Origin of the sequence: Cryobacterium sp. TMT2-10 (assembly GCF_004403075.1) — a bacterium.
In the GTDB taxonomy this organism is placed as follows: Bacteria; Actinomycetota; Actinomycetes; order Actinomycetales; family Microbacteriaceae; genus Cryobacterium; species Cryobacterium shii.
This window is the reverse complement of sequence record NZ_SOGW01000074.1, coordinates 1-22,561: the sequence shown is the minus strand read 5'-3', so window position 1 is coordinate 22,561 and position 22,561 is coordinate 1. Positions and strand designations below refer to the sequence as shown.

Below are 22,561 nucleotides of genomic sequence, written 5' to 3'. Positions count from 1 at the left end.
TGGAGCTACGAAATGCTGCCCGACGGCACTCTCAACTGGACCTCACCGACCGGGCGGCACTTCATCAGCGAACCGGCCACCATCATCCAGCCCCAACCGTCACCGAAAGCGGAACACGACGGACGGGCGCCGGAACGGAAACCGGTACTGCCGGACGAGTCCGACGAGCCGCCGCCGTTCTGAGACGCCGTTTCTGATCCTTCGGCGGGTTGCGCCGTGAACCTATCCGCAAACCGGCGCAGGCGAGATCAGCTGACGATGTACTCCGCGTACGACTTGCGGATCTTGTTCACCTTGGGCAGGGCCACGGCCATGCAGTAGCCCTGACCGGGGTTCTTCGCGAAGAAATCCTGGTGGTAGTCCTCGGCCACGAAGTATTCGTCGAGCGGCTCGATCGTGGTGACGATGCCGTCGCCCCACCATTCGGCGGCGCGCGTGCGCGCCGTTTCGAAGAGCTGCTTCTGCTCGTCGTCGGTGTAGAACATGGCGGACCGGTACTGGGTGCCCACGTCGGCGCCCTGGCGGTTCAGCTGGGTGGGGTCGTGCAGAGTGAAGAACACGTCGAGGATGACGCTCTCCGGGATGACCTCCGGGTCGAAGGTCACGGCGATGGCCTCCGCATGACCGGTGCGGCCGGTGCAGACGGACTCGTAGCTCGGGTTCGGAGCGGTTCCGCCGGTGTAGCCGGAGACCACATCGGTGACGCCACGCAAGACCCGATACACGGCATCGAGACACCAGAAACATCCACCTGCGACCACAAAAGTTTTCACGCCCCTAGAGTAACGGAATGACCTTCGTACCTGCTCCGAACCGCTATGCCGACATGACCTACCGACGCACCGGCCGGAGCGGCCTCAAGCTCCCGGCGCTGTCCCTGGGTCTCTGGCACAATTTCGGCCATGAGCGGCCCATCGACACGCAGCGCGCCATCCTCCGCCGCGCGTTCGATCTCGGAGTCACCCACTTCGACCTGGCGAACAACTACGGCCCGCCTCCCGGTTCAGCCGAGACCAATTTCGGCCGCATCTTCGCCGAGGATTTCCGTCCCTTCCGCGACGAGATGATCATCTCCAGCAAGGCCGGCTACGACATGTGGCCGGGGCCGTACGGCGATTTCGGGTCCCGCAAGTACCTGCTTTCCTCCCTCGACGCGAGCCTGGGCCGGCTCGGTCTCGACTACGTCGACATCTTCTACTCGCACCGGCCTGACCCGGAAACTCCGATCGAGGAGACCATGGGAGCGCTGGCATCCGCTGTTCACCAGGGCAAGGCCCTCTATGTCGGCATCTCCAGCTACACCCCGGAGCAGACCCGGGCCGCCGTGGCGGCCCTGGCCGAGCACAAGGTCCCCCTCCTCATCCACCAGCCCCGCTATTCGATGTTCGACCGCCACATCGAAGACGGCCTCTTCCCGGTTCTCGACGAACTGGGCGTGGGCAGCATCGTCTTCTCGCCGCTCGCGCAGGGTCTGCTCACCGACCGGTACCTCGGCGGCTCGGTGCCCTCGGACTCCCGGGTCGCCACCAGCCGGTTCCTCTCCGAGACCGTCCTCACCGACACCTACCTCAACCGGGCCAGGGCGCTCAATGCCATTGCGCACGAGCGCGGCCAGACCCTGGCTCAGCTCGCGGTCACCTGGATCCTGCGCCAACGTTCGGTGACCAGCGTGCTCGTCGGCGCCAGCAGCGTGCACCAGCTCGAACAGACCGTGGCAGCACTGGACGCCCCTGCCCTGACCAACGACGAAATCGCCATGATCGAACCGTACGCCGTGCACGGCACCGGACTGGGCTAGAGCGGGTGGGCTACCTCTACGCTCTCCTCGCGTCGCTGCTCTTCGGCCTCAACGGCAGCACCACCAAGGTGATCGTGGAGGCCGGGCTCTCCCCCGCGCAGTTGACGTTCTTCCGGGTCACGGTCGTCGCCGTGCTGGCCGGCGGCCTCCTGGCGCTGACCAACCGTCGTGCGTTCCGGATCAACCGCCGGCAGCTGGTCGTGATGGCCGTGCTCGGCGTCGCCGGGGTCGCCCTGATCCAGTGGTTCTATGCCCTGGCGATCAGCCTGCTGCCGGTGGGCATCGCGCTGATGCTCGAGTACGCCGGCGTGCTGCTCGTCGCCATCGTGGCCCGGTTCGTCTTCAAGGAACGGGTGAAGCCCCGCATCTGGCTGGCCATCGGCTGCGTCCTGATCGGGATGGCCGTGGTCGCCCAGATCTGGGCCAGCACCCTCTCCGGCCCGGGCGTGGTGGCCGGGGTGCTCGCCGCGATCTGCCTGGCCGTGTACTTCCTGGTCGGGGAAAGGCAGGTCGCCTCGACCTCGCCCCTGGCCGTCTCGTTCTGGTCCATGCTCTTCGCCAGCGCGTTCTGGCTGGTGTTCAGCGCGTGGTGGCAGGTCGAACCGCAGATCCTGGTTCAGGACGTCGCGCTGCACGGCAATCTCGAGGCGGTTTCGCTCCCCCTGTGGGTTCTGATGGTCTGGAACGGGGTCTTCGGCTCCTTCGCGCCGTATCTGCTCTCCTATATGGCGCTCGGCCGCCTCAACGCGACCGCGGCCGGAATCGTCTCCGCCTCGGAGGTCATCTTCGCGTTCGCGTTCGCGTTCCTGTGGCTCGGCGAGTCCCTCGACGGCCTGCAGATGGCGGGAGTCGTCCTCGTCCTGGCCGGCATCGTCGTGGCCCAGACCGCCAGGCCGAACAAGGTCCTCGACCTCGACCTGGCCAGTCAGGACCTGGCCATGATGGAGGGTCCCGCCCGCTAACCAATTCGACGGAGATTCTGCTGCAAACGGGCGCTTGCGGCGTGTTTGGGCCCGTTTCGGGCAAAATCTCCGTCGAATTCGTTCCGAAAGCGGGACTGCGGAGGGGCGGAGGCGTCCCCGTTGGCACCGGATGTCGGTGGCCCGGCATAGCGTGATGACACCATCACCCGCGGCCGGCCGATCTCGGAGGAATCCCATGTCCACAGCATTCCGCTCCACCGCAATCCGCTCCACCGCCTCGCCCGTGACGATCACCGCGTCGCCGGCGGTCCCGTCCTTCCGTGGTCTCGTTCTGGTCCCCGTGCGGTCCGGGCTCTGGCGGGTCATCGGCCGGTCCGGCGCGGTCCTCGGCCACATCGAACGGCGCACGGATGCCGACGGCGACCGTTTCGCCGCACGCCGCCTGATCGCCGCCACCCGTAGCAGCGATCTGGGCACGTTTTGGCGCATCGACGACGCCGCGGACTGTTTCCGCTGACCAGCGCTCGAATCACGTCCTCTCACGTCCCGTTCGCAACGATTGCGTACACGTGGGTCATGTCGATCGGGCACGCCGACGTTGTTCCCCGCAATCGGGCCGGGACGCCGGTAAAGTGCGCTCATGCAGTGGTGGAATAGTTTCGTATCCTGGCTCACGGCAGCCAGCAACCAGGCCGTGGTGTTCGGCGCCGTGGTGCTCATTCTCTCGATCGTCGTCGCCAGCCTCCTGGCGGCCTGGGTCTCCCGCGGGGCAGTCAGAAGCCTGCTCGCACAGCACGATCGTGAGCTGAAGGCCTCCGTGATCGGCACCCTCGTGGATGCCGCGACCGAGGCATCCGTGTGGAACTCGCTCACCCCGCAGGAGCAGGTCATGGCTGATCGCGCGGTCGGTCAGGCCGACGTGCAACTGCGCCTGCTCCCGATCAAGGGGGCGAGTGTCGCCGCTAACTGGGCCGCGCACCAGCTGGCCGAGCTCAAGCGCACCTCCGCGACGTTCGGCTACCAGCTGGAGCCGGCGCTGCTCGAGTTCCGCGACCGCCTGATCGAGTGGCAGAGCAAGCCTTCCCGCACACGCAAGGTCTTCCAGAGCGACCTCGACCGTTGGAAGGTGGCGAACACCACCTCCGAGAAGAGCCTTTTGGCCGAACAGGATGCCTGGGCCGCCCAGCAGCACCACGACCAGTTCACGGAGCACGCCGCTCCGGTTCCCGCCCCGCTCAACTACGCGGCCGGCACCCCGTCACCGTCCACGGAGACCCAGCGTCTGCTCGACGACGTGCAGGCCCTCGAGGTTCGCCCGCTCCCCCTCCAGAACTAACGACCCAGAACCAACGACCGGCACACAGTCTCACCCCCACACACAAAACTGGCCCGTCCGTCATCCGACGTACGGGCCAGTTTTCTGTCTGGTGCACAGCGCGCGAGTCCGCCCGCCGACCGGCAGAGCGGCCGGTCAGCGCCACCAATCATCGAACATCGACGCGGGCACCCGGCGCTTGTGTTCGTTGCTCAGGTAGCGTTTCTCGATCGCGACGGCCGCGTCGTCGGCTACCGCACGCCCTTCGAGGAAGTCGTCGATCTGTTCGTACCGCAGGCCCAGGTTCGCCTCGTCCGTCTGCCCGGGATTGTCGTCGAGCAGGTCGGCGGTCGGGAGCTTCAGGTAGAGGCGGTCGGGCGCGCCGAGCTCGACCAGCAGGGCGCGGCCCTGGCGTTTGTTCAGTCCGGTGAGGGGCAGGATGTCGGTGCCGCCGTCGCCGTATTTCGTGAAGAACCCGGTCACGGCCTCCGCGGCGTGATCGGTGCCGACGACCAGCAGACCGTGGGATCCGGCGAGGGCGTACTGGGCGACCATACGCACCCGGGCCTTGACGTTCCCCTTGTCGAAATCGGGCAACGGCCAGCCCAGGCTGTCGGCGAATTCCGCCTCGACGCCGTTGACGGCTCGTTCGATGTTGAAGGTGATGGTCGACCGGGCGTTGATGAAGTCCAGGGCCAACTGCGCGTCGTCTTCGTCCCGCTGGACCGCATACGGCAGCCGTACCGGGAGAAAGATCGCCGGGTGACCGGCCGCGGTCAGGTGCTCAACGGCAAGCTGGCACAGGCGCCCGGCCAGGCTGGAGTCCTGGCCACCACTGATGCCCAGGACGAAACCCTTCGCCCCCGTCCGCACGAGATAGTCGACGAGGAATTGCACCCGCCGCCGCACCTCCGCAGCAGGGTCGATCTGTGGGGACACGTGCAGTTCCGCGATGATTCGCGCCTGAAGTTCTCGCATGCACCGAATCTATCAAGCCGGCCGCCGAATCGACCGCCGCGTCCGGCCCCGTCCACGCCCGCACAGACCGGCGCCCGACGAGGACGAGCGGAGTCAGTCCGTGGGCTCCGTCAGGTCGACCACGTGGGACTTGGCGTGGGAGCGCAGGGACTCGATGCCCTTGAGCGCTTCTGCCTTGGTCTTAAAGTTCTCCGACGAGGCGATGACCTCGCCGTTGTTGGCCTTGAGCCTGAACCCGTAACCGCCGGTGCGTTCTGCGAAAACTTCATATTTGCCGGACATGACACACTTTCTTCTTCTTCGAGGAAAACGTCACCGGTCGATTGGCCGATAGATCAAGACTACTCGCCGCGCACCGGGGACTGCACGCCGCCCACGCCGACGTCGACGCTCGACCTCGGCCCACCGCAGGGCATCAGCCGACCGATTGCAGGGGCATATGCAAATCGCGCAAATAGCGGCAGGATGTCCGCAGAGACTCACCTGATTTGCTCTCATTCCTGAATCATCAAGGAGGAAAGACCAATGAACTTGTTGCTGATCATCATCGCAATCATTGCCGTGGGGCTCCTCATCACCGGTGGATTGGTTCAGTCTCTGAACTTCCTCCTCTGGGTGGGGATCGTTCTCGCGGTGATTGCCATCATCGTTTGGCTCGTCCAGTTCATCTCCGGCCGGTCCAAGCACGTTTGAGTCCGAACAGTGCCCAGGCCGGCTCGCTGATCAAGCCGGCGGCCGTGGCCGACCGGCCCGAGTGTGGGTATACGGTGCCCCCGGTAGGAATCGAACCTACGACAAGCGGATTAGAAGGCCGCTGCTCTATCCACTGAGCTACGGGGGCGGAGAACGTTCAACGATACCGCAGACCAGGCTCCGGAGTGCGGAACCGGCCTCAGACCGCTTTCGCTGCCGCGACGAGCACCTGCGCGAGGGTCGGCACCCCGCTGGCCCGGAAGACCTCCACCCCGGCCTCGTCCCGGACGATCACGGTGGGCGTGATCCGGATGCCGTTGGCCTCCGCCTCGGCCACGTCTCGCGCCACGTCGAGCTCACGCACATGGGCCTGCGGAACGAGGCGTTCGACCTCCGCCAGGACCGCACGGGTCTGCCGGCACGGCTCGCAGAAGGCGGACGAGAAATAGGTGAGCTCCATCAGGGAATCCTTCTTCGTGTGCCGCAGGGAAGGCCAGTCTACGAAAGCGGGCCGCGGTGAGGCCACGGCCGACCGGACCCGGCCGTGATCGCGGCCAGGAATCGTGGTCGGCGGCCGCCGATAGACTCGGCTCATGACAAAAAGTAGTGACCGGTTGGTATGGGTTGACTGTGAAATGACCGGTTTGGACATTGACACGGATGAATTGTGCGAGATCGCGGTGGTGATCACCGATTATGACCTGAACATCATCGATCCGGGCCTCGACCTGGTGATCAAGCCGAGCGCGGCCGCACTGGAGAACATGAACGACTTCGTGCGCGACATGCACGAGACCTCCGGCCTCATCACCGAGATGCCGAACGGCCTCACCGCCGCCGAGGCAGAGCTGCAGGTGCTCGACTACGTGCTGAAGTTCATCCCGGCCGACCAGAAGGCGCCGCTGGCCGGCAACTCGATCGGAACCGACCGGGCATTCCTGACCAAGTACATGCCGCGTCTGGACAACCAGCTGCACTACCGCAACGTGGACGTGTCCTCGATCAAGGAACTCGCCCGGCGCTGGTACCCCCGCGTGTACTTCAACGCCCCGGCGAAAGACGGCGGACACCGCGCCCTGGCCGACATCCTCGAATCGATTCGCGAACTGGCCTACTACCGCCAGACCGTGTTCGTGAGCGACCCGGGGCCCTCCAGCGACCAGGCCAAGAGCCGTGCAGCCGAAGCCGTGCACAACTTCGGTCCAAACATGTAATAGAATTCATGAGTTGCCTTTCCTGCGGGAAAAGCAACGCATGGTGGGTATAGCTCAGCTGGTAGAGCGCCTGGTTGTGGTCCAGGAGGTCGCGGGTTCAAGCCCCGTTACTCACCCCAATAGAAGTACCGGCTTCATCACGATCTGGAATTCATTTCCTCTCCTGCGCCCGGCGATTCTCTGAGCGAGATCGGCTGCTCCTAGACTCGCCGGAACGACATCTGACGAAGGAATTCCTATGCGCGCTCGTTACACCCTCCCCGCCCTCGCTGCCGTGGCCGCCCTCCTGCTCACCGGCTGCGTCGACAATTCCACGCCCGCCACGTCGGGAAGTTCCGGGAAAGCCGACAGCAGCGTGACCAAGGATGCCGCCGCCGAGGCAATGCTCCCCGACGCCGTCCGGGCGTCCGGCAAGCTCGTCATCGGCACGAGCCCGAACTACTCCCCCAACGAGTTCAAAGACGACTCCGGCAACCCGATCGGCTGGGACATCGAACTGGGCTCCGCCCTCGCCGCGAAACTCGGACTCACCGCCGCCTACAAGGTCGCCAATTTCGACACCATCATCCCGAGCATCATCGGCGGCAAAATGGACCTGGGCATCTCCTCGTTCACCGACAACCTCAAGCGCGAGGAGCAGGTCGACTTCGTCAACTACTACACCGCGGGCATCCAGTGGGCCTCGGCCACCGGCAAGACCGTCGACCCCGACGACGCCTGCGGACTGAAGATCGCCGTGCAGACCACGACGTACGAAGACACCGACGAGATCCCGGCCAAGAGCGACGCCTGCGTCGCCGCCGGCAAGCCCCCGATCGACAAGCTCAAGTTCGACACCCAGGATTCGGCCACCAACGCCACGGTGCTCGGCCAGGCCGACGCCTTCAGCGCCGATTCGCCCGTCACGCTGTACGCGATCTCCAAGACCGAAGGCAAGCTACAGACCGCCGGCACCTCCTTCGAGGAGGCGCCGTACGGGATGGCCGTGGCCAAGGGTTCCAAACTGACACCGGCCGTGCAGGCCGCCCTGCAGTCGATGGTCGATGACGGCTCCTACGGCAAAATCCTGGACAAGTGGGGCGTTGCCGCCGGTGGCCTCACGACCATCACGATCAACGCAGCCGCCAACGGTTAGGCCGTTCGCGTCGTGAGATTCGCGTCGTGAGATGCTGAACGGATGCTGCCGCTGAATCACGACGAGTTCGAACGTCTCGTCATCGACGAGCTGGATCTGCTGCCCGACGACATGGTCGACGGCCTCGACAACGTCATCTTCGTGGTCGAGGACCGGCCGGAAGACGGCAGCCTCGATCTGCTCGGCCTCTACGACGGCGTCGCCCTGACCGAACGCGGGCAGTACGGTTTCGGCGAGATGCCCGACCGGATCGTGCTCTACCGCGAACCGTTGCTGGCCCTGTGCGCGGATCTGGACGAGCTGCGCGACCAGGTGCACATCACCCTCGTGCACGAAATCGCACATTTCTACGGCATCGACGACGACAGGCTGCACGACCTCGGCTGGGGATGACCGTCGGACGTTAGCCTTGCGTCATGAGTAGATACCGACCTGGCCGCATCATCGGCAGCGCGGTCGGCGCCCTCGTCATCCTCGCCGTCGGCGTGTACGGCCCGGCCACCCTGCTGGGCCCGCTGCCGGCGGCGTCGGCGACGCTGGACACACCCGCGCCCGGCCCCGCCAGCGCGTCCCCGCCCGTTCTCCCGGCGGCCGGCGGCAGCGCGGTCATCGGGCTCACCACGCTCACCCCTGATCCCACCGCGCCGACCACGGTCACCCTCAAGGCCGGCGACCTCGGCGAGCACGTCCCGCTGGCGGTCGGCGGCACCAGGGATGCCCTGCCGATGGCGGCGGCGACGAAGATCGTGACCGCGCTGGTCGTCCTGGCCGAGAAGCCGCTGCCGGCGGGGGACGCCGGCCCGAAGATCCCGATCTCGGCCGCCGACTACCAGGACTACATCTCCTACGGCAGCACCGGCGCCCGCACAGTCGTCGTGTTCCCGGGCGAGGAATGGACCGAGACGGAGCTGCTCCAGGCTATGGTCCTCGGCTCCAGCAACAACCATGCCGACACCCTCGCACGATGGGCCTTCGGCTCGATCGACGCCTACGTGGCCGCCGCGAACGCCTGGCTGGGCACGCAGGGACTCACCGGCACGGTCGTCGCCGACGCCACCGGCCTGAGCGAGAAGAGTGCCGGAACCGCCACGGACCTGGCCCGGCTGGCCGGGCTGGCCGCGTCCGACCCGGTGATCGCCGGCATCCTCGCCCAACCGGCCTCGGCCCTGGTCGGCCAGCGCGGCGTCGACAACACCACGGCGTTCCTGGCCGACGAGGGCGTCACCGGCATTTCCCGCAGTTACACGGATGCCGCCGGCATCTGCTTCCTCTTCACCGCCCAGGTGCGCACCGGGGCATCCGTCTTCACCTTCGCCGGCGCCGTGATCGGGGAGCCCGACTACGACGCGCTGACCGCGGACGTGACCGCCCTGATGGAGAGCGCCCGCTCGGGAGTCACCGAACTGCCCGTGCTCGCGCTGGGCGACGCCTACGCACGGTTCAGCACCCCCTGGGGTGCCACGTCCTCCGCGACCGTGCGCACGGCCAAGACCCGGTTCGGCTGGCAGGCCGTGGCACCCGGAGTCGCCGACGTGAAACTGGACAGCATCTCCACCGGGCGCGCCGGACGCACCATCGGCCGGGTGTCGGTCGAGGCGGGCGGGGAGAGCGTGTCATCACCCCTGGTGCTCGACCGGACAATCCCCGCACCGGGACTCGGCTGGCGGCTGTTGCACCCCGTGGCAATGATCACGGCCCTGCTCGATGCCAATAAGTGACCGCGAAAAGGTGACCGCCACGGTCAGCGACCGCGAGCCCGCGAACGAGCCCGGCTGAGCGCTAGTCGGTTTCGTGGGTGAATTCGTACGGATCGCTCTCACCGGCGTCGAAGCGATACCGCACGTGCAGGCGGCCCTGCACGTCGCGTTCGTCGACCTCGTCGTACCAGAACGTCGTTTCGACGCCCTCGACGGCCGCCATCATGCTGATCCGCGGGTCGTGCTTGCCGTGGATCAGGGCACGGGTGTCGACCTGCCCCGCGAGGGGCCCGTCGGTGAACTCCGCGGTGTACATTACGTCTTTTTCGGTTTGACCGGCCATGTCTTCAACCTAGCCTGCCCGCGGGGCTTCCCGCAGTGTTTCCGGCCGCGGCGAGCCGGATCGTCGCCTGCCGTTCCGGCCGTTCCCGGTTGCGGTAGGCCTCCCACTCCGATTGCCACTGGTCCCAGTGCGAACGGAACGCCTCTCCGTCCCGGGCCAGGGCGCGCTGCTTGCGCAGCCGGTCGTCGGCGTCCAGCCACACCCGGATGTCGCTGAGCGGCAGGTTGGCGGCGGCCAGCGCCCCGCAGCCCTCCACGATCAGCGGGCGCGCCGGGTCGACGAGGTGCCACTCGGCCGGTTGGCCGCGCTCCCAGTCGTAGCGCTGCCAGGCCCCCGGCGCCCCCCGCCGACGCGGTCCGAGGATGTGGTCGGTCAGCTGGGCCACGGCGGCGTCCAGCCCGTTCCAGCCGGGGTAGATGTCGTCCAGGCGCACCAGCACGGGCCTGACCATGCCCGGCCAGGCCAGGACGAGGGCGTCGGCCAGGGTGCTCTTGCCGGCCCCGCTCGGACCGTCGATGAGCACGACTGGCGTCGGCCCTGCGGCCGCCAGGGCGGCCAGGAAGGGCGCGAGCAGCAGCATCCGTTCCGGGTCAGGCGAGCACAAAGTTCCAGCTTCCCGTTGCCACGGAGACGAATACCGCCAGCAGCGCGACGACCAGGCCGATCCCGACGAGTGCGAATTCCCGGCCGCGGAAGGTGGCCGGCCGGGCCCAGGTGCGCCGCACCGGGGCGCCGAAACCACGCGCTTCCATCGCGGTGGCCAGTTTGCTGCCCCGGCGGATGGACAGCACGAGCAAGGCGAACCCCTGGCCGGCCAGGCGACGGATGGCGCCGCCGTCCCCGATCCCCCTGGCCCGCCTGGCCAGTTCGAGGGCGCGCCAGTCCTCGATGAACAGGCCGACCAGTCTCAGCCCGGCCAGGCCGCCGAGCACGAACCGGGACGGCAGCCGAACGATCTGGGCGAGGCCGTCCGCCAGGTCGGTGGGGTCGACGGTCACGAACAACACCACCGACGGCAACCCGATGGCCAGGATGCGCAGCGTGGTCGCGATGGCCAGTGCGGTCGAGCCCTCGGTGACGTGCACCAGCCCGAGGTGCCAGTATTCCTGCCCGGACGCCTGGCCGTACAGCAGGGTGGTGAGCCCGGCCGTGGGGGCCGCGATCCAGACCGGGAGGGTGCGCCAGAAGAAGGCCCGCAGGGACAATCCGGCAAAGAAGAACAGCACGGACTCGCAGGCCAGCGCGACGGCGGCGGACACCCAGTCGACGGTCAGCATGAGCACACCCGCCAGCAGCAGTGCGGCCGCGAGCTTGGCCACGGGGTTGACCCGGAAGATGGCCTGCTGACCCCGGGCGGGCGCGAGCACGCTCATCGGGCGGCCGCCACTCTGGGTGCCTGGGCCGGGGCGGCCATCGGGAATTCGCGGTCGGCGAGCGCGGTGACGAAGTCGGCGTCGTGCGAGACCGCGACAACGCCCGTGCCCTCCGTGATGAGTTCCTCGAGCAGAGCCACGATCTCCCGCCAGGTGCGGAGGTCCTGGCCGAAGGTCGGCTCGTCCAGCACCAGGAGCCGCGGCCGGGTGGCGAGCACCGTGCCGACGGACAGACGGCGTTTCTCGCCGCCGGACAGGGTGAACGGGTTCGCGTCGGCCAGCTGGTCGAGGCGGAGCCGCTGCAGCACCTCGTCGACCCGAGCGGTGATCTCGGCCTCCGGCCGGGCCAGCGCCCGCGGTCCGACCGCGAGTTCGGCCCGCACGGTCGCGGCGACGAACTGGTGCTCCGGGTCCTGGAACACCGTTCCGATCCGGGTGAGCAGCTCGCGTGACTTCCAGCGGATCGGTTGCGCGCCCGCCCCAGCCGCGAATGCGTCGCTCGCGAGCACCCGCCCCGACGCCGGCTTGAGCAGCCCCGCAAGGGTGAGCGCCAGGGTCGATTTTCCGGCGCCGTTCGGGCCGGTGATCGCGAGCGCAGACCCGGCGTGCACGGCGAGTTCGATGTCAGAGGCGACGACGGCATCCTTGGTGCGGGCAATGGACAGTGCCCTGGTCTGCAACAGCGCCGTGCTCAGTGGTCCCGTGCTCAGTGGTCCCGTGCTCAGTGGTCCCGTGCTCAGTGGTCCCGTGCTCAGTGGTCCGGCGTTCAGCGAGCCCGTGCTCCGCGGCGCCGCGCCCCGCCGGGACGCCGGCAGTCCGCTCCCCCGGCCCGGAACCCAGACACCGACCTTCGCCAGCTGTTCGCCCTGACGGGTCAAGACCTCGTCGGGGTTCCCGTCGGCGAGGATTCCGCCGCCCTGGTCGAGCACGACCACCCGGTTTACCAGGCCCTGCCAGACGGCCACCCGGTGTTCGATCACGATCAAGGTGGCCTCCGAGTGTTCGAGCACCCGGGCCACGGAATCGCGCACGGACAGGACCCCTTCAGGGTCGAGGTTCGCCGTCGGTTCGTCGAGCAGCAGCAGGCCGGGGCGCATCGCGAGCACCCCGGCCAGGGCCAGCCGCTGCTTCTGCCCGCCGGACAGCGCCGACGTCGGATGGCTGAGCGGCAGATCCAGGCCGACCATCTCGAGGGCGTCGTGCACCCTCCGCCAGATCTCGTCCCGCGGCACGCCGAGGTTCTCGCAACCGAAGGCCACGTCATCGCCGAGGCGGGCCAGGATGACCTGCGAATCCGGGTCCTGCAACAGCAGGCCGGACTGGCCGCGGGCCGCGGTGGGCTCTTGGCCGTTCACGAGCAACCGGCCGGTCTGCTCGCCCTCCTCGTCGCCGCCGAGCACGCCGGCCAGGGCGTGCAGCAGCGTGGACTTGCCCGCGCCGGACGCGCCGAGCAGCAGCAGCCGTTCTCCGGGGTCGATCCGCAGGTCGAGGCCCCTGACCGCCCAGCCGCGGCGACCGGCATGCCGCCAGCCCCAGTCACGGGCGAGCACGGATGCCCCCGGGACGGTGGCCGCTTCTGCCGGTGTCATGGCTGTGCCCCTAGACCCGGGGCCGGGTCGAGCGTCCTGCGGCGAAGCGCGAGAGGGCGCCGGTTCGCGCCAGCCCCCGCATCGCGAGCCAGGACAGCAGGCCGGCGACCACGATCCCGGAGACCACGGCGGACAGGGCGTAGATGGTGATGAACGGGGCGGCGGACCCGGGGTACCAGAGCAGGAGGTCGTTCACGGCCAGCGCGAGCCCGGCCCCCGCTCCCGCGAGCAGCGCCACGTAGAGACGGTAGTTGGCGTAGAAGAAGAGCGCGAAGACCAGCTCGGCCCCGAGCCCCTGCACGGCGCCGGAGACGAGGATGGTGGCGCCCCAGGCCGTGCCGCCTACCAGGGTGGAGACGACGGCCGCGAGCAGCTCGGTGTAGAGCGCCGCGCCGGGCTTGCGGATGATGAGCCCGCCGAGGACGCCGGCGAAGAGCCATCCGCCGCCGAGCAGGGCCTGCAGGCCGGGAAGCAACGGCGTGAGCAGCCCGCTCAGCGGGTTGTAGGCCTGGTTCCAGACGATGAAGATGAGTCCGCTGGCCACGCCGATGACGCTCGCGATGACGATGTCGACGACCCGCCAGCGGAAATTCCGCGGCGAGCGTTCGGTGGACCGGGTGAGAAGGGTGGTGTTTGCGTGCACTGGTCGTGCCCTTTCCGTAGTGTTTCCAGGGCACGGGTACGAGATAATCTGCCTCCCTGCGCTGGCATGATCCAGATCAGGTTCGACGGTCGAAGCTTCAGAAGCTTCCTCTCAGCCCGGTTGACCGGACTCCCGTGTTCGTTTCGAGTATAGGCCGCGGCCTAGACTCGCGGCATGGCATGCCGACCTGAGATCGCCCGCACGGGCCGCCCCCCGGGGAATTCCCGGTGAGCGCGGTCGTCCCGCTGGTGCTCGCCGGACTGCTGCTCCTGTTGATGCGCCGGTTCATTCTGCGCCGGCGACGGATGCGGCGGGGCCTGCCGGTATCCGGGCCCTGGCACTTCCCCGCGTGGCTGCGCCGCGGTCGCCGGCGCTGAGTCTCCTCTCCCGGAGGCCGCACGCCGCCGTGTACTCTGGGTAACGGTGAGTCGGGAAGCCTGGTCGACATCCGTTTTGGCGTGCCATGAACCAGAGGACCTCCCGTGACTTCACCCCACCCGCCTGCCGGCCCCGGCGAAACCAGAGCCTGGATCTTCCGCCGCAGCAGTTACCCCGAGTACCAGCGCGTCGCGTCGATCCTGCGCAAGGAGACCGTCGGCGGCGCCCTGCTGCTGCTGGCCACCGTGCTCGCGCTGATCCTCGCCAACACGCCGGCCGCCGACGGCTACTACGCCCTGCGGGACTTTGAAATCGGTTACGAGCCCTGGCACCTGAACCTCAGCCTCGGGGCATGGGCCGCCGACGGGCTGCTCGCCGTCTTCTTCTTCCTCGCCGGGCTGGAACTGAAACGCGAGTTCGTCGCCGGTGATCTGCGCACGTTCAGCCGTGCGGTCGTTCCGGTCACCGCCGCCGTGGGCGGCGTCATCGTGCCCGCGCTCATCTTCGTGGCCATCAATGCCACCTCCGGTGCGGAAACCCTGCGCGGCTGGGCGATCCCGACCGCCACCGACATCGCCTTCGCCGTGGCGGTCCTGGCCGTGATCGGGTCCCGGCTGCCGAGCGCCCTCCGCATCTTCCTGCTCACCCTGGCCGTGGTCGACGACCTGCTGGCCATCGGCATCATCGCCTTCTTCTACTCCGCCGACATCCAGCCGCTCCCGCTGCTCCTGGCCGTGGTGCCGCTGGGCGTGTTCGCGTTCCTGGCGCACCGGTACTCGGTCTTCTTCGGCTCGACGCCCTGGGGCGCCGCGGTCATCCTGCTGCCCCTGGGCCTGGCCACCTGGGCGCTCGTGCACGGCTCCGGCATTCACGCGACGGTGGCCGGCGTTCTGCTGGGCTTCGCCGTGCCGGTGATGCGCAGCCGGCGCGGCGGCGGGCCCGGGGCAGGCCCCGGCCTGGCGGAGAACCTCGAGCACCGCATCCGCCCAGTCTCGGCCGGCTTCGCCGTTCCCGTGTTCGCGTTCTTCTCCGCCGGGGTCACCATCGGCGGGGTGGCCGGCCTGGGTGCCGCCCTGGCCGATCCCGTGGCCCTCGGCATCGTGGCGGCCCTGGTGCTGGGCAAGCCGATCGGCATCATGCTGGCCACCTGGGTGGTCACGAAGACGACCAGGGCCTCACTGGACCCGGACCTGGCCTGGGTGGACGTGCTCGGCGTGGCCATGCTCGGCGGCGTGGGCTTCACTGTGTCCCTGCTGATCGCCGAACTGGCCTTCGGTCAGGGCAGCCCGCACGACGACCATGCCAAGGTGGCCATCCTGACCGGGTCGCTGCTGGCGGCGCTGCTGGCGACCGTGGTGCTGCGGGTGCGCAACCGGCACTACCGCATCATCGACGAGAAGGAACGGCTCGACGCGGACGACGACGGGATCCCCGACGTGTTCACCCCGGAGCAGGACTCCTGAGCGTTATTTTTTCAGGGCGCGGATCACGCGGGCCAAGGCCTTGCCGGCCACCCAGACGAACGGGATGCCGACGGCGAGCAGCGAGATGACGTTCGGTTCGAAACGCAGCGTTCCGCCCGACCTGACGTAGGCGCCGATCGGCAGCGAGGCTCCGCCACCGCCGCCACCGGTGCCACTGCCCTTGTCCTCGGATTCCCCTTCACCACCGCCGAACCCGTAGTACACCAGCGCGACGGGGACCATGCTGACGCCGTCGATCTGGACCGGGTCACCGTAGGCCGATTTCACGCCGGCCGAACGAGAGATTTCTGCGAGCTTTTCCGGAAGGCTAGTCATGCCCTCAGGCTACCCCTTGTCTGGTTTGGGCGTGCCGGGGCGGGCCGAGCCGGGTCGTGCCGGGCCCAGTAGCGAGGCCGGCCGCACCATGCCCAGGCCGAAGCGCGCGGTCACCGAATCCACCGCCCGCTCGGCGCCCCGCCAGTCGTCATCAGGGTCCCACAGCCCCGCGCCTCCCCCGTCACCCTCGCCGAGCTGCTCGACGCGCACGCCGATCAGCCGCACCCGGATGCCCTTCACCGCGAGCAGGTCGAAACTGGCCGCCGCCTCCTCGTAGATGCGCCGCCCGACGTTGGTCGGTTCGGCGAGGGTGCGGGAGCGGGTGACGGTACTGAAATCGGGGTAGCGCAGCTTCAGCACGACGCAGCGGCCGACCAGGCCGGCGCTCCGCAGCCTGACGGCCACGGCATCCGCCTGCCGCAGCAGTTCGCTGCGCAACCGGGCGAGGTCGTTCACATCGTGCTCGAACGTCACCTCGTGGCCGACGCTCTTCTCCTCGCGCTCCACCGTGACCGCCCGGGGGTCGCGCCCCCAGGCCAGGTCGTGCAGCTTGCGCCCGGCTGACTCCCCCACCGCTTTCTGCAGCACAGACAGAGGCGTGTCGGCGAGGTCGCCGATCCGGGCCAGGCCCAGGCGCAGCAGGCTCTGCTCGGTTGTCGCGCCGACCCCCCAGAGGGCGCCGACGGGCAACGGATGCAGGAACGCCAGCGTGTCCTCCGCGGGGATGACGAGCAGGCCGTCGGGTTTCGCCCGGCTCGACGCCATTTTCGCGACGAATTTCGTCGAGGCGGCGCCGACCGAGCAGGTGAGTCCGGTCTCGGCCTCGACCCGGCGGCGGATCAGCGCGGCGATCACGGCCGGTGACCCGTGCAGCCGCCGGGCCCCCGCGACGTCGAGGAATGCCTCGTCGATGCTGAGCGGCTCGACCAGCGGGGTGATGTCCCCGAAGATCCGCATGACGCGCGCGGAGAAATCCTTGTACCGGCTCATATGGGGTTCGAGCACGACCGCCGACGGGCACTTGCGCAGGGCGAGCGCCATCGGCATGGCCGAGTTGACGCCGTAGCGACGGGCCACGTAGTTCGCCGCCGTCACCACGGACCGGCCCGACCGGTGGCCCACGATCACGGGCTGGTCGACCAGCTCCGGGTGGTCCAGCAGCTCCACCGACGCGAAGAACGCGTCCATGTCGATGTGCAGCAGGGTCGCCGAACTGTCGTCGACCGCTTCGGCCGAGACCGTGCGGTCGCTACCGTCCTGCCTACTCATGGAGAGACCCTAACCCACACCGTCGACACCGCTCCACCCCGGCGCTGTTCCACCCCGGCGAGGAATGCGAGCGGACGGTCGGCTGTTGCACCGGGAAACGATTGGAACGCCATGACCGACGACCTCGCGACCTTTGACTGGATTGCACTGCAGAAGCAGGCGGCCGGGGAATTCAGCGCCAGGGTGGGCGCGATCTCGGACTGGTCCGCGGCGACGCCCGACACCGAGTGGACCGTGCGGGAGCTCGTGCGCCACGTCGTGATCGAGCAGCAATGGGTACCGCCGCTGCTCGCGGGCCTGACGGTCCTGGACGCCCGGCGCTCCCTCCCCCCGCTGGGCCCGGACCTGGCCGCGGAATGGGAGACCCACTCCGCGCTGGCCACCGCGGCGTGGACGGCGACGGCTGCCGACGCGCCGGTGCAGCTGTCGTACGACACGGTCCCGGCCTCCGACTACCTCCGCGAGCAGGTCTCCGACGTGACGGTCCACACCTGGGACCTGGCCAGGGCCACGGGCGCCGACGAGGCCCTCGCTGATGCGCTGGTCGAGGCGGTGTGGAGCGTGTTCGAACCGCAACGGGACACCCTGGAGGCCAGCGGCCTCTTCGCCTCCCCCGTGGTCACGAGCGAGGACGCCCCACTGCAGTCACGCCTCCTGGCGCTGACCGGCCGCGACGCACGCCGGTAGGCCTGCCCGGGCGCTGACCGGTTACCGGGGGACCTTCTCGGCGCCCGCGAGGCGTTGGGCGATGTAGATCGGCACGATCGAGACGAGCACGAGCACGACGGCGATCACGTTCACGACGGGCGCCTGATTCGGTCGGAACAGGTTGTCCAGGATCCAGAGCGGGAGCGTCTTCACCCCGGCTCCGGCGGTGAAGGTCGTCACGATGATCTCGTCGAAGCTGAGCGCGAAGGCCAGCAGCCCCCCGGCGAGCAGCGCCGACCGCAGTTGCGGGAAGGTCACCAGCCGGAAGGTGGTCCAGAGGCCCGCGCCCAGGTCGGCGGAGGCATCCTCAAAATTGGTGCCGAGCCGCCGAAGCCGGGCGATCACGTTGTTGAAGACGGTGACGATACAGAACGTGGCGTGGGCGACGATCACGGTCGCGATCGACAGCTGCAGGCCGAGGATGGTGCGGAAGGCGTTGTTCAGGGCGATGCCGGTGATGATTCCGGGCAGCGCGATCGGCAGAATCACCAACAGGCTCACGGCGTCCCGCCCGAAGAACTCGAAGCGCTGCAGGACCAGGGAGATCAGGGTGCCGAGCACGAGCGACACGATCGTGGCGATCAGGGCGATCTGCACGCTAGTGACGACGGCGTCGAGTGCGCCCTCGCTGCGGAAGGCCTTGCCCCACCATTCCAGGGTCAGGCCCGGCGGCGGCCAGGTGAGGCTGGTGCTGGTGCTGAATGAGTTCACCAGGACGACCATCAGGGGCAGGTAGATCACGAGCAGGATCAGGGCCGTGATTCCGGCCAGGATGGCCCGCGCTGGGCGGCTCAATCGCATGTCGTCCCCTACAGGTTTTCCAGCGCGCCGGTGCGGCGCACGACGGCCAGGTAGCCGAAAATGATGACGATCGGGATCAGCGCGATCGCCGCGGCGAGCGGGAGGTTGTTGGCGGCGCCCACGTTCGTGTAGACGAGGTTGCCGAGCATCTGGTTGGCGCCGCCGACGATGTTCACGGTGATGTAGTCACCCAGGGAGAGGGAGAAGCTGAAGATGGATCCGGCGATGATGGCCGGCCAGATCATCGGCAGCACGACCAGGCGCAGCGTGGCCCCGGTCTTGCCGCCCAGGTCGCCCGAGGCCTCGAGCAGTGAATCGGGAACGCGTTCCAGGCCGGCGTAGATGGGCAGGATGACGTACGGCAGCCACAGATAGGACAGGGTGATGATGGTGGCCGGCAACCCGTACCCGGGGGTATGCCCGCCGAAGGGCGCCACCAGCCACTCATAGATGCCGTCCTGGGACAGCACCGACCGCCAGGCGTACGCCTTGACCAGATAGCTGGCCCACAGGGGCATCAGCACCGCGATCACCAGGATGCGCTGCCAGCGGGGGCTGGCCACCTTCGCCATGTAGAAGGCGATCGGCAGGGCCACCGCGATGTCGATCACCGTCACCAGCACGGCCACGCCCACCGTGCGCACGGTCACGGTCTGGTAGAGCGACCCGGTCAGGACGGTGATGATGTTGTCGAGCGTCCAGGTCTGCGAGATGGTGCCCGTGAACGTGTCCACGGTCCACAGGGCGGTGATCAGGAGCGCGGCCAGGGCCGCGATGTAGACCAGGCCGAGCCAGAACAGGGGTGCGGACAGCAGGAGCGTCAGCCGCAGGCGCGGGTGCTTGCTCAGCAGGACCGAGCCGCGCCGGGCGATGGTGTCCCGGTGAGGGGGCACCACCGCCCGCAGCTCGGGCTGAGCGGGTGCGTCAACCGTCATGATTCCTCTTCTGTCCTGATTGAATCTGGACCGTTAGCCCTTGATTTCCTGCCACGCGGTCGTCCAGGCCGCGTAGTCGGTGCACTTCACGTCGGTGCGCCCGTCGAGGCATTTCTCGATCGGGGTCGACCAGTACCAGATCTGCGCCGCGTATTCCTCGTCGCCGGCGTGGTAGGTCGCGCACTGGTTGGGGTCGGTCGTGAAGTCGCAGGCGGCCTGGTTGGACGGAGCCTCACCGAAGTACTCGGTGGCCTGGGCGTTGGCTTTCGGGCTGGCGATGTAGTTCAGCCAGGCGTAGGCACAGTTCGGGCTCTTGGCCTGGGACGCGATCATCCAGGTGTCCGACCAGCCGGTGACGCCCTCCTTGGGCAGAACGACCTCCGCCGGGGTGCCCTCGGCGAGGGAGTTGCGGATGACCTGCCAGGTGGTGCCCACGACCGTGTCGCCGGTCTCGAACGCCTGGATCGACTTCAAGTAGTCCGCCCAGTACTCGCCGATGTTCTCCCGCTGCCCCTTGAGCAGGTCGACGGCCGCGGCAAGCTGGGTCTCGTCGAGCGCGTAGGGGTTCTTGATGCCGAGGTCAGGCTGGTGGTACATCAGGTACATGGCGGCATCCGCGATGTAGATCGGGGAATCGTAGGCTGTCACCTTGCCCTTGTACTGGCCGGACTTGTCGAAGACGACGTCCCAGGACGCCGGGGCCGGAGTGAACACATCCGTGTTGTACATCAGGAGGTTCGCTCCGTAGCCGTGGGGAATCCCGTAGGCGACCCCGTCGACGCTGTTCCAGGACTGCATCTTCAGGAAGTCGTAGACGCCCGCGTAGTTGGGGATGAGGTCCGTGTTCACCGGGGCGACGTCCCCGGCGGCGACCAGGCGCAGCGACGCGTCGCCGGAGGCGGCGACCACGTCGTACTCGCCGGTCTTCATCAGGTTGAACGCCTCGTCGGAGGTGCCGTAGGTCTTGCTGTTGACCTTGCAGCCCGTCTCGTCTTCGAAGGCGCTCACCCAGTCGACGGCGGGGTCGTTGCTGCCGTCCTCGACGTAACCGGGCCAGGCCAGGATCGACACCGATTTCTCGTTGGCTCCGAGTTTGGTGGGAGCTTCGCTGCTGGCGGTGCCCTCGCTCTTTCCGCTGGTGGTGCCACAGGCGGTGAGCAGGGCAACCGAGACGATCGCCAGGCCCGTGAGGGCTGCCGATTTACGGTGTGCTGTGAAGCGTTTCATCGCGTTCTCCATTCCAGTTATCGTGCTGTTTCGGTGGCTGGTTCGGTGGGCTCGGTGGCGGATTGCCCGATCACCTGGCCGTTGATGTGGCCCGTTCCGGGCACTCCGGGCTGTCCGTCGGCGGGCGCGGAGCCCGCCTCGGCGGCGACGGCGGTCGACTTCTCCAGGGCGACCACGTCACGGTCCCCCCAGCCGATGCTCACCCGTGACCCGCGCTCGTCTTCGCTCACCCGGTGGGCGTCGTTCTGCTCGAGCACCACGATGCGGATGCCGGCGTCGAGGTCGACGATCAGGCGCGTGCTGCTCCCGACGTAGATCACCTCGGCGAGGGTGCCGGCGGCCGTGCGTTCGGTGGCGAGGGCGGCATCCGTTCGCCCGATGCTGATCTTCTCCGGACGCAGGGTGTGGATGCCGCCGCGCCCGAGCAGCACGCGCGACAGGGCATCGGTGAAGATGTTCGAGGTTCCGACGAATGCCGCGACGAATGGGGACACCGGCCGGTCGTAGATCTCGGCCGGGGTGCCGAGCTGCTCGATCCGGCCCTCGTTGAAGACCGCGATCCGGTCGCTCAGGGTGAGGGCCTCCTCCTGGTCGTGCGTGACGAAGATGAAGGTGATGCCGAGTTCCCGCTGCAGTTCCTTCAGCTCGACCTGCATCTGTTCGCGGAGCTTGAGGTCGAGGGCGCCGAGAGGCTCGTCGAGCAGCAGCACCTTGGGGCGCACGACGGTGGCACGAGCCAGGGCGACCCGCTGGCGCTGTCCGCCGGACAGCTGGCCGGGCTTGCGGTTTCCGAAGCCGCCCAGGCGCACGGTCTCCAGGGCCTGCTGCGCCTGCGCGTGCCGTTCCCGCTTGGAGACCCCGCGCACTCGCAGCCCGTAGGCGACGTTGTCGAGCACGCTCATGTGGGGGAAGAGGGCGTAGTCCTGGAAGACGGTGTTGACGTCGCGGTCGAAGGGAGCCCGGTTGGTGACGTCCTGACCGAGGAGGGACACCGTGCCGGAGGTGGGCTGCTCGAAGCCGGCGATCAGGCGCAGGACCGTGGTCTTGCCGGAGCCTGAGGGCCCGAGCATGGAGAAGAACTCCCCCTCGGCGATGTCGAGGTCCACGCCGTCGACGGCGTTGACGGCGCCGAAACTCTTGGTCAGTCCGGTCAGCCGAATGGCGGGTTGGTCAGCGGTCACGAAGTCTCCTAGCTCGCTCTGACCTAAATCATATGGAAAGGAATGTAAGAAGTGTGGTTTCTGAGGTTGCGGTCCGGTCACGATGAACTCGTGCAGCCATTATGGCCTCGGTGGCCGGCTGCTGCTCGGCCCCGGAGGCGGCGGTCGACCGGCCGCCCGTGGGCCGTCGGCGAGCCAGGACTTCTCCTCCACAATGTGGCCTTGATCTGGGTATCCACAGCGCAGACTCCGGCGGGCGGATGCGGCGGCCAATGTCGGTGGGTGCCCGTACCGTGATTTCCAGGAAGCCCTCGTTCATCGAACAGCAGGAGATCCGCGGTGAGTACTTCGACGCCATCCGCCAGGCGCACGGCAAGCTGGCCCAGGACGCCGCCGCACTGGCAGACCTCATCGACGAGGCCCACCGATTCGCGACGGGGACCGCGGATACCGCGCCGCGGGTGCCCGGGTCGCGGTGGGACGTCGACACCGTCGCCGAGCGCGAGTTCACGAGCGAGTTGGCCTGCACGATCCGGATTCCACAGCGGTCGGCGGAGACCTTGATCCATGAGAGCGGGTGTCT

28 protein-coding genes, 2 tRNA genes, 1 pseudogene and 1 riboswitch are annotated in these 22,561 nt (G+C 68.1%); of the genes and pseudogenes, 15 read left to right on the top strand and 16 right to left on the bottom strand.

Annotated features, from left to right (window positions below):
* A partial coding sequence (locus E3T37_RS16800) for a hypothetical protein (RefSeq protein WP_198416015.1) occupies positions 1-183 on the top strand: 183 nt, incomplete at its 5' end.
* Positions 184-248: 65 nt separating this feature from the next.
* Here E3T37_RS16800 and msrA read toward each other — a convergent pair.
* On the bottom strand, positions 249-773 hold the full coding sequence (gene msrA, locus E3T37_RS08560) for a peptide-methionine (S)-S-oxide reductase MsrA (RefSeq protein WP_134366379.1): 525 nt from the start codon (positions 771-773) through the stop codon (positions 249-251).
* A gap of 17 nt (positions 774-790) precedes the next feature.
* On the opposite strand from msrA, the gene mgrA reads away from it, so the two are divergent.
* The 4 genes from mgrA to E3T37_RS08540 all read left to right on the top strand — a co-directional run bounded on the left by mgrA (position 791) and on the right by E3T37_RS08540 (position 4,057).
* The gene (mgrA, locus tag E3T37_RS08555) at positions 791-1,798 is read left to right on the top strand and encodes an L-glyceraldehyde 3-phosphate reductase (protein ID WP_134366378.1); all 1,008 of its coding nucleotides are present in this window, start codon (positions 791-793) and stop codon (positions 1,796-1,798) included.
* 5 nt (positions 1,799-1,803) lie between these two features.
* A complete protein-coding gene (locus E3T37_RS08550; protein ID WP_134366377.1) occupies positions 1,804-2,760 on the top strand; it encodes a DMT family transporter in 957 nt (318 codons plus the stop codon).
* Between the two features lie 196 nt (positions 2,761-2,956).
* Complete coding sequence (locus E3T37_RS08545) at positions 2,957-3,238, top strand: hypothetical protein (protein WP_134366376.1); 282 nt, start codon at positions 2,957-2,959, stop codon at positions 3,236-3,238.
* A 123-nt stretch (positions 3,239-3,361) separates the two neighbouring features.
* Entirely contained in the window at positions 3,362-4,057 is a 696-nt protein-coding gene (locus E3T37_RS08540) for a hypothetical protein (RefSeq protein ID WP_134366375.1), read from the top strand.
* Between the two features lie 135 nt (positions 4,058-4,192).
* Here the strand turns inward: E3T37_RS08540 and nadE are convergent, their stop codons facing one another.
* Positions 4,193-5,014, bottom strand: a complete 822-nt coding sequence (gene nadE, locus E3T37_RS08535) for an ammonia-dependent NAD(+) synthetase (RefSeq protein WP_134366374.1) — start codon at positions 5,012-5,014, stop codon at positions 4,193-4,195.
* A 93-nt stretch (positions 5,015-5,107) separates the two neighbouring features.
* Complete coding sequence (locus E3T37_RS08530) at positions 5,108-5,296, bottom strand: DUF1508 domain-containing protein (protein ID WP_134366373.1); 189 nt, start codon at positions 5,294-5,296, stop codon at positions 5,108-5,110.
* 243 nt (positions 5,297-5,539) lie between these two features.
* On the opposite strand from E3T37_RS08530, the gene E3T37_RS16795 reads away from it, so the two are divergent.
* On the top strand, positions 5,540-5,707 hold the full coding sequence (locus E3T37_RS16795; protein WP_166789118.1) for a hypothetical protein: 168 nt from the start codon (positions 5,540-5,542) through the stop codon (positions 5,705-5,707).
* Between the two features lie 75 nt (positions 5,708-5,782).
* Here E3T37_RS16795 and E3T37_RS08525 read toward each other — a convergent pair.
* Together E3T37_RS08525 and E3T37_RS08520 are read right to left on the bottom strand one after the other, a co-directional pair.
* Positions 5,783-5,855 (bottom strand) — tRNA-Arg (locus E3T37_RS08525).
* Between the two features lie 51 nt (positions 5,856-5,906).
* Complete coding sequence (locus E3T37_RS08520) at positions 5,907-6,167, bottom strand: thioredoxin family protein (protein WP_134366372.1); 261 nt, start codon at positions 6,165-6,167, stop codon at positions 5,907-5,909.
* Between the two features lie 133 nt (positions 6,168-6,300).
* Here E3T37_RS08520 and orn point away from each other — a divergent pair, with 133 nt between their 5' ends.
* From orn to E3T37_RS08495, 5 genes are all read left to right on the top strand, one after another.
* Complete coding sequence (gene orn / locus E3T37_RS08515) at positions 6,301-6,921, top strand: oligoribonuclease (protein WP_134366371.1); 621 nt, start codon at positions 6,301-6,303, stop codon at positions 6,919-6,921.
* A gap of 43 nt (positions 6,922-6,964) precedes the next feature.
* Positions 6,965-7,040, top strand: a tRNA-His gene (locus tag E3T37_RS08510).
* A gap of 119 nt (positions 7,041-7,159) precedes the next feature.
* Positions 7,160-8,056, top strand: a complete 897-nt coding sequence (locus E3T37_RS08505; RefSeq protein ID WP_134366370.1) for an ABC transporter substrate-binding protein — start codon at positions 7,160-7,162, stop codon at positions 8,054-8,056.
* Positions 8,057-8,098: 42 nt separating this feature from the next.
* Positions 8,099-8,449, top strand: a complete 351-nt coding sequence (locus E3T37_RS08500) for a metallopeptidase family protein (protein WP_134366369.1) — start codon at positions 8,099-8,101, stop codon at positions 8,447-8,449.
* Between the two features lie 23 nt (positions 8,450-8,472).
* Positions 8,473-9,774, top strand: a complete 1,302-nt coding sequence (locus tag E3T37_RS08495) for a D-alanyl-D-alanine carboxypeptidase family protein (RefSeq protein WP_134366368.1) — start codon at positions 8,473-8,475, stop codon at positions 9,772-9,774.
* Positions 9,775-9,835: 61 nt separating this feature from the next.
* Here E3T37_RS08495 and E3T37_RS08490 read toward each other — a convergent pair whose 3' ends face one another.
* The 5 genes from E3T37_RS08490 to E3T37_RS08470 are packed head-to-tail and all read right to left on the bottom strand — an operon-like array spanning position 9,836 to position 13,701.
* Positions 9,836-10,096: a hypothetical protein gene (locus tag E3T37_RS08490; protein ID WP_241975732.1), complete on the bottom strand. Its 261-nt coding sequence runs from the start codon at positions 10,094-10,096 to the stop codon at positions 9,836-9,838.
* A gap of 4 nt (positions 10,097-10,100) precedes the next feature.
* Positions 10,101-10,700, bottom strand: coding sequence for an ATP-binding protein (locus E3T37_RS08485; RefSeq protein ID WP_241994554.1), 600 nt, complete (start codon positions 10,698-10,700; stop codon positions 10,101-10,103).
* Positions 10,687-11,469 (bottom strand): energy-coupling factor transporter transmembrane protein EcfT, encoded by a 783-nt coding sequence (locus E3T37_RS08480; protein ID WP_134366367.1) that lies wholly within the window; start codon positions 11,467-11,469, stop codon positions 10,687-10,689. The genes E3T37_RS08485 and E3T37_RS08480 overlap by 14 nt, the downstream gene beginning before the upstream one ends.
* Complete coding sequence (locus E3T37_RS08475) at positions 11,466-13,058, bottom strand: ABC transporter ATP-binding protein (RefSeq protein WP_134366366.1); 1,593 nt, start codon at positions 13,056-13,058, stop codon at positions 11,466-11,468. The genes E3T37_RS08480 and E3T37_RS08475 overlap by 4 nt, the downstream gene beginning before the upstream one ends.
* Positions 13,059-13,068: 10 nt before the next feature.
* A complete protein-coding gene (locus E3T37_RS08470) occupies positions 13,069-13,701 on the bottom strand; it encodes an ECF transporter S component (RefSeq protein WP_134366365.1) in 633 nt (210 codons plus the stop codon).
* Positions 13,702-13,737: 36 nt separating this feature from the next.
* A riboswitch (TPP riboswitch) is annotated at positions 13,738-13,847 on the bottom strand.
* Between the two features lie 81 nt (positions 13,848-13,928).
* On the opposite strand from E3T37_RS08470, the gene E3T37_RS16790 reads away from it, so the two are divergent.
* Positions 13,929-14,078, top strand: a complete 150-nt coding sequence (locus tag E3T37_RS16790; RefSeq protein ID WP_160140982.1) for a hypothetical protein — start codon at positions 13,929-13,931, stop codon at positions 14,076-14,078.
* Between the two features lie 105 nt (positions 14,079-14,183).
* Positions 14,184-15,542: a Na+/H+ antiporter NhaA gene (gene nhaA / locus E3T37_RS08465; protein ID WP_134366364.1), complete on the top strand. Its 1,359-nt coding sequence runs from the start codon at positions 14,184-14,186 to the stop codon at positions 15,540-15,542.
* A gap of 3 nt (positions 15,543-15,545) precedes the next feature.
* Here nhaA and E3T37_RS08460 read toward each other — a convergent pair whose 3' ends face one another.
* The gene (locus E3T37_RS08460) at positions 15,546-15,878 is read right to left on the bottom strand and encodes a hypothetical protein (protein ID WP_134366363.1); all 333 of its coding nucleotides are present in this window, start codon (positions 15,876-15,878) and stop codon (positions 15,546-15,548) included.
* A 9-nt stretch (positions 15,879-15,887) separates the two neighbouring features.
* Positions 15,888-17,147 carry a DNA polymerase IV gene (locus tag E3T37_RS08455; RefSeq protein WP_134366362.1) on the bottom strand — a complete coding sequence of 420 codons (1,260 nt, stop codon included), beginning with the start codon at positions 17,145-17,147 and terminating at the stop codon, positions 15,888-15,890.
* 111 nt (positions 17,148-17,258) lie between these two features.
* On the opposite strand from E3T37_RS08455, the gene E3T37_RS08450 reads away from it, so the two are divergent.
* Positions 17,259-17,834 (top strand): TIGR03086 family metal-binding protein, encoded by a 576-nt coding sequence (locus E3T37_RS08450; RefSeq protein WP_134366361.1) that lies wholly within the window; start codon positions 17,259-17,261, stop codon positions 17,832-17,834.
* Between the two features lie 21 nt (positions 17,835-17,855).
* Here the strand turns inward: E3T37_RS08450 and E3T37_RS08445 are convergent, their stop codons facing one another.
* Genes E3T37_RS08445 through E3T37_RS08430 form a run of 4 tightly spaced genes read right to left on the bottom strand, consistent with a single transcriptional unit; the run spans position 17,856 to position 21,999 of the window.
* Positions 17,856-18,656: an ABC transporter permease gene (locus tag E3T37_RS08445; RefSeq protein ID WP_134366360.1), complete on the bottom strand. Its 801-nt coding sequence runs from the start codon at positions 18,654-18,656 to the stop codon at positions 17,856-17,858.
* 8 nt (positions 18,657-18,664) lie between these two features.
* Complete coding sequence (locus tag E3T37_RS08440) at positions 18,665-19,591, bottom strand: ABC transporter permease (RefSeq protein ID WP_134366359.1); 927 nt, start codon at positions 19,589-19,591, stop codon at positions 18,665-18,667.
* A gap of 33 nt (positions 19,592-19,624) precedes the next feature.
* Positions 19,625-20,818, bottom strand: a complete 1,194-nt coding sequence (locus E3T37_RS08435) for an ABC transporter substrate-binding protein (protein ID WP_134366358.1) — start codon at positions 20,816-20,818, stop codon at positions 19,625-19,627.
* Positions 20,819-20,835: 17 nt separating this feature from the next.
* The gene (locus E3T37_RS08430) at positions 20,836-21,999 is read right to left on the bottom strand and encodes an ABC transporter ATP-binding protein (protein WP_134366357.1); all 1,164 of its coding nucleotides are present in this window, start codon (positions 21,997-21,999) and stop codon (positions 20,836-20,838) included.
* A gap of 272 nt (positions 22,000-22,271) precedes the next feature.
* Between E3T37_RS08430 and E3T37_RS08425 the strand changes: the two are divergent.
* Positions 22,272-22,561 (top strand): annotated as a pseudogene (locus E3T37_RS08425) (hypothetical protein); the annotation flags it as partial.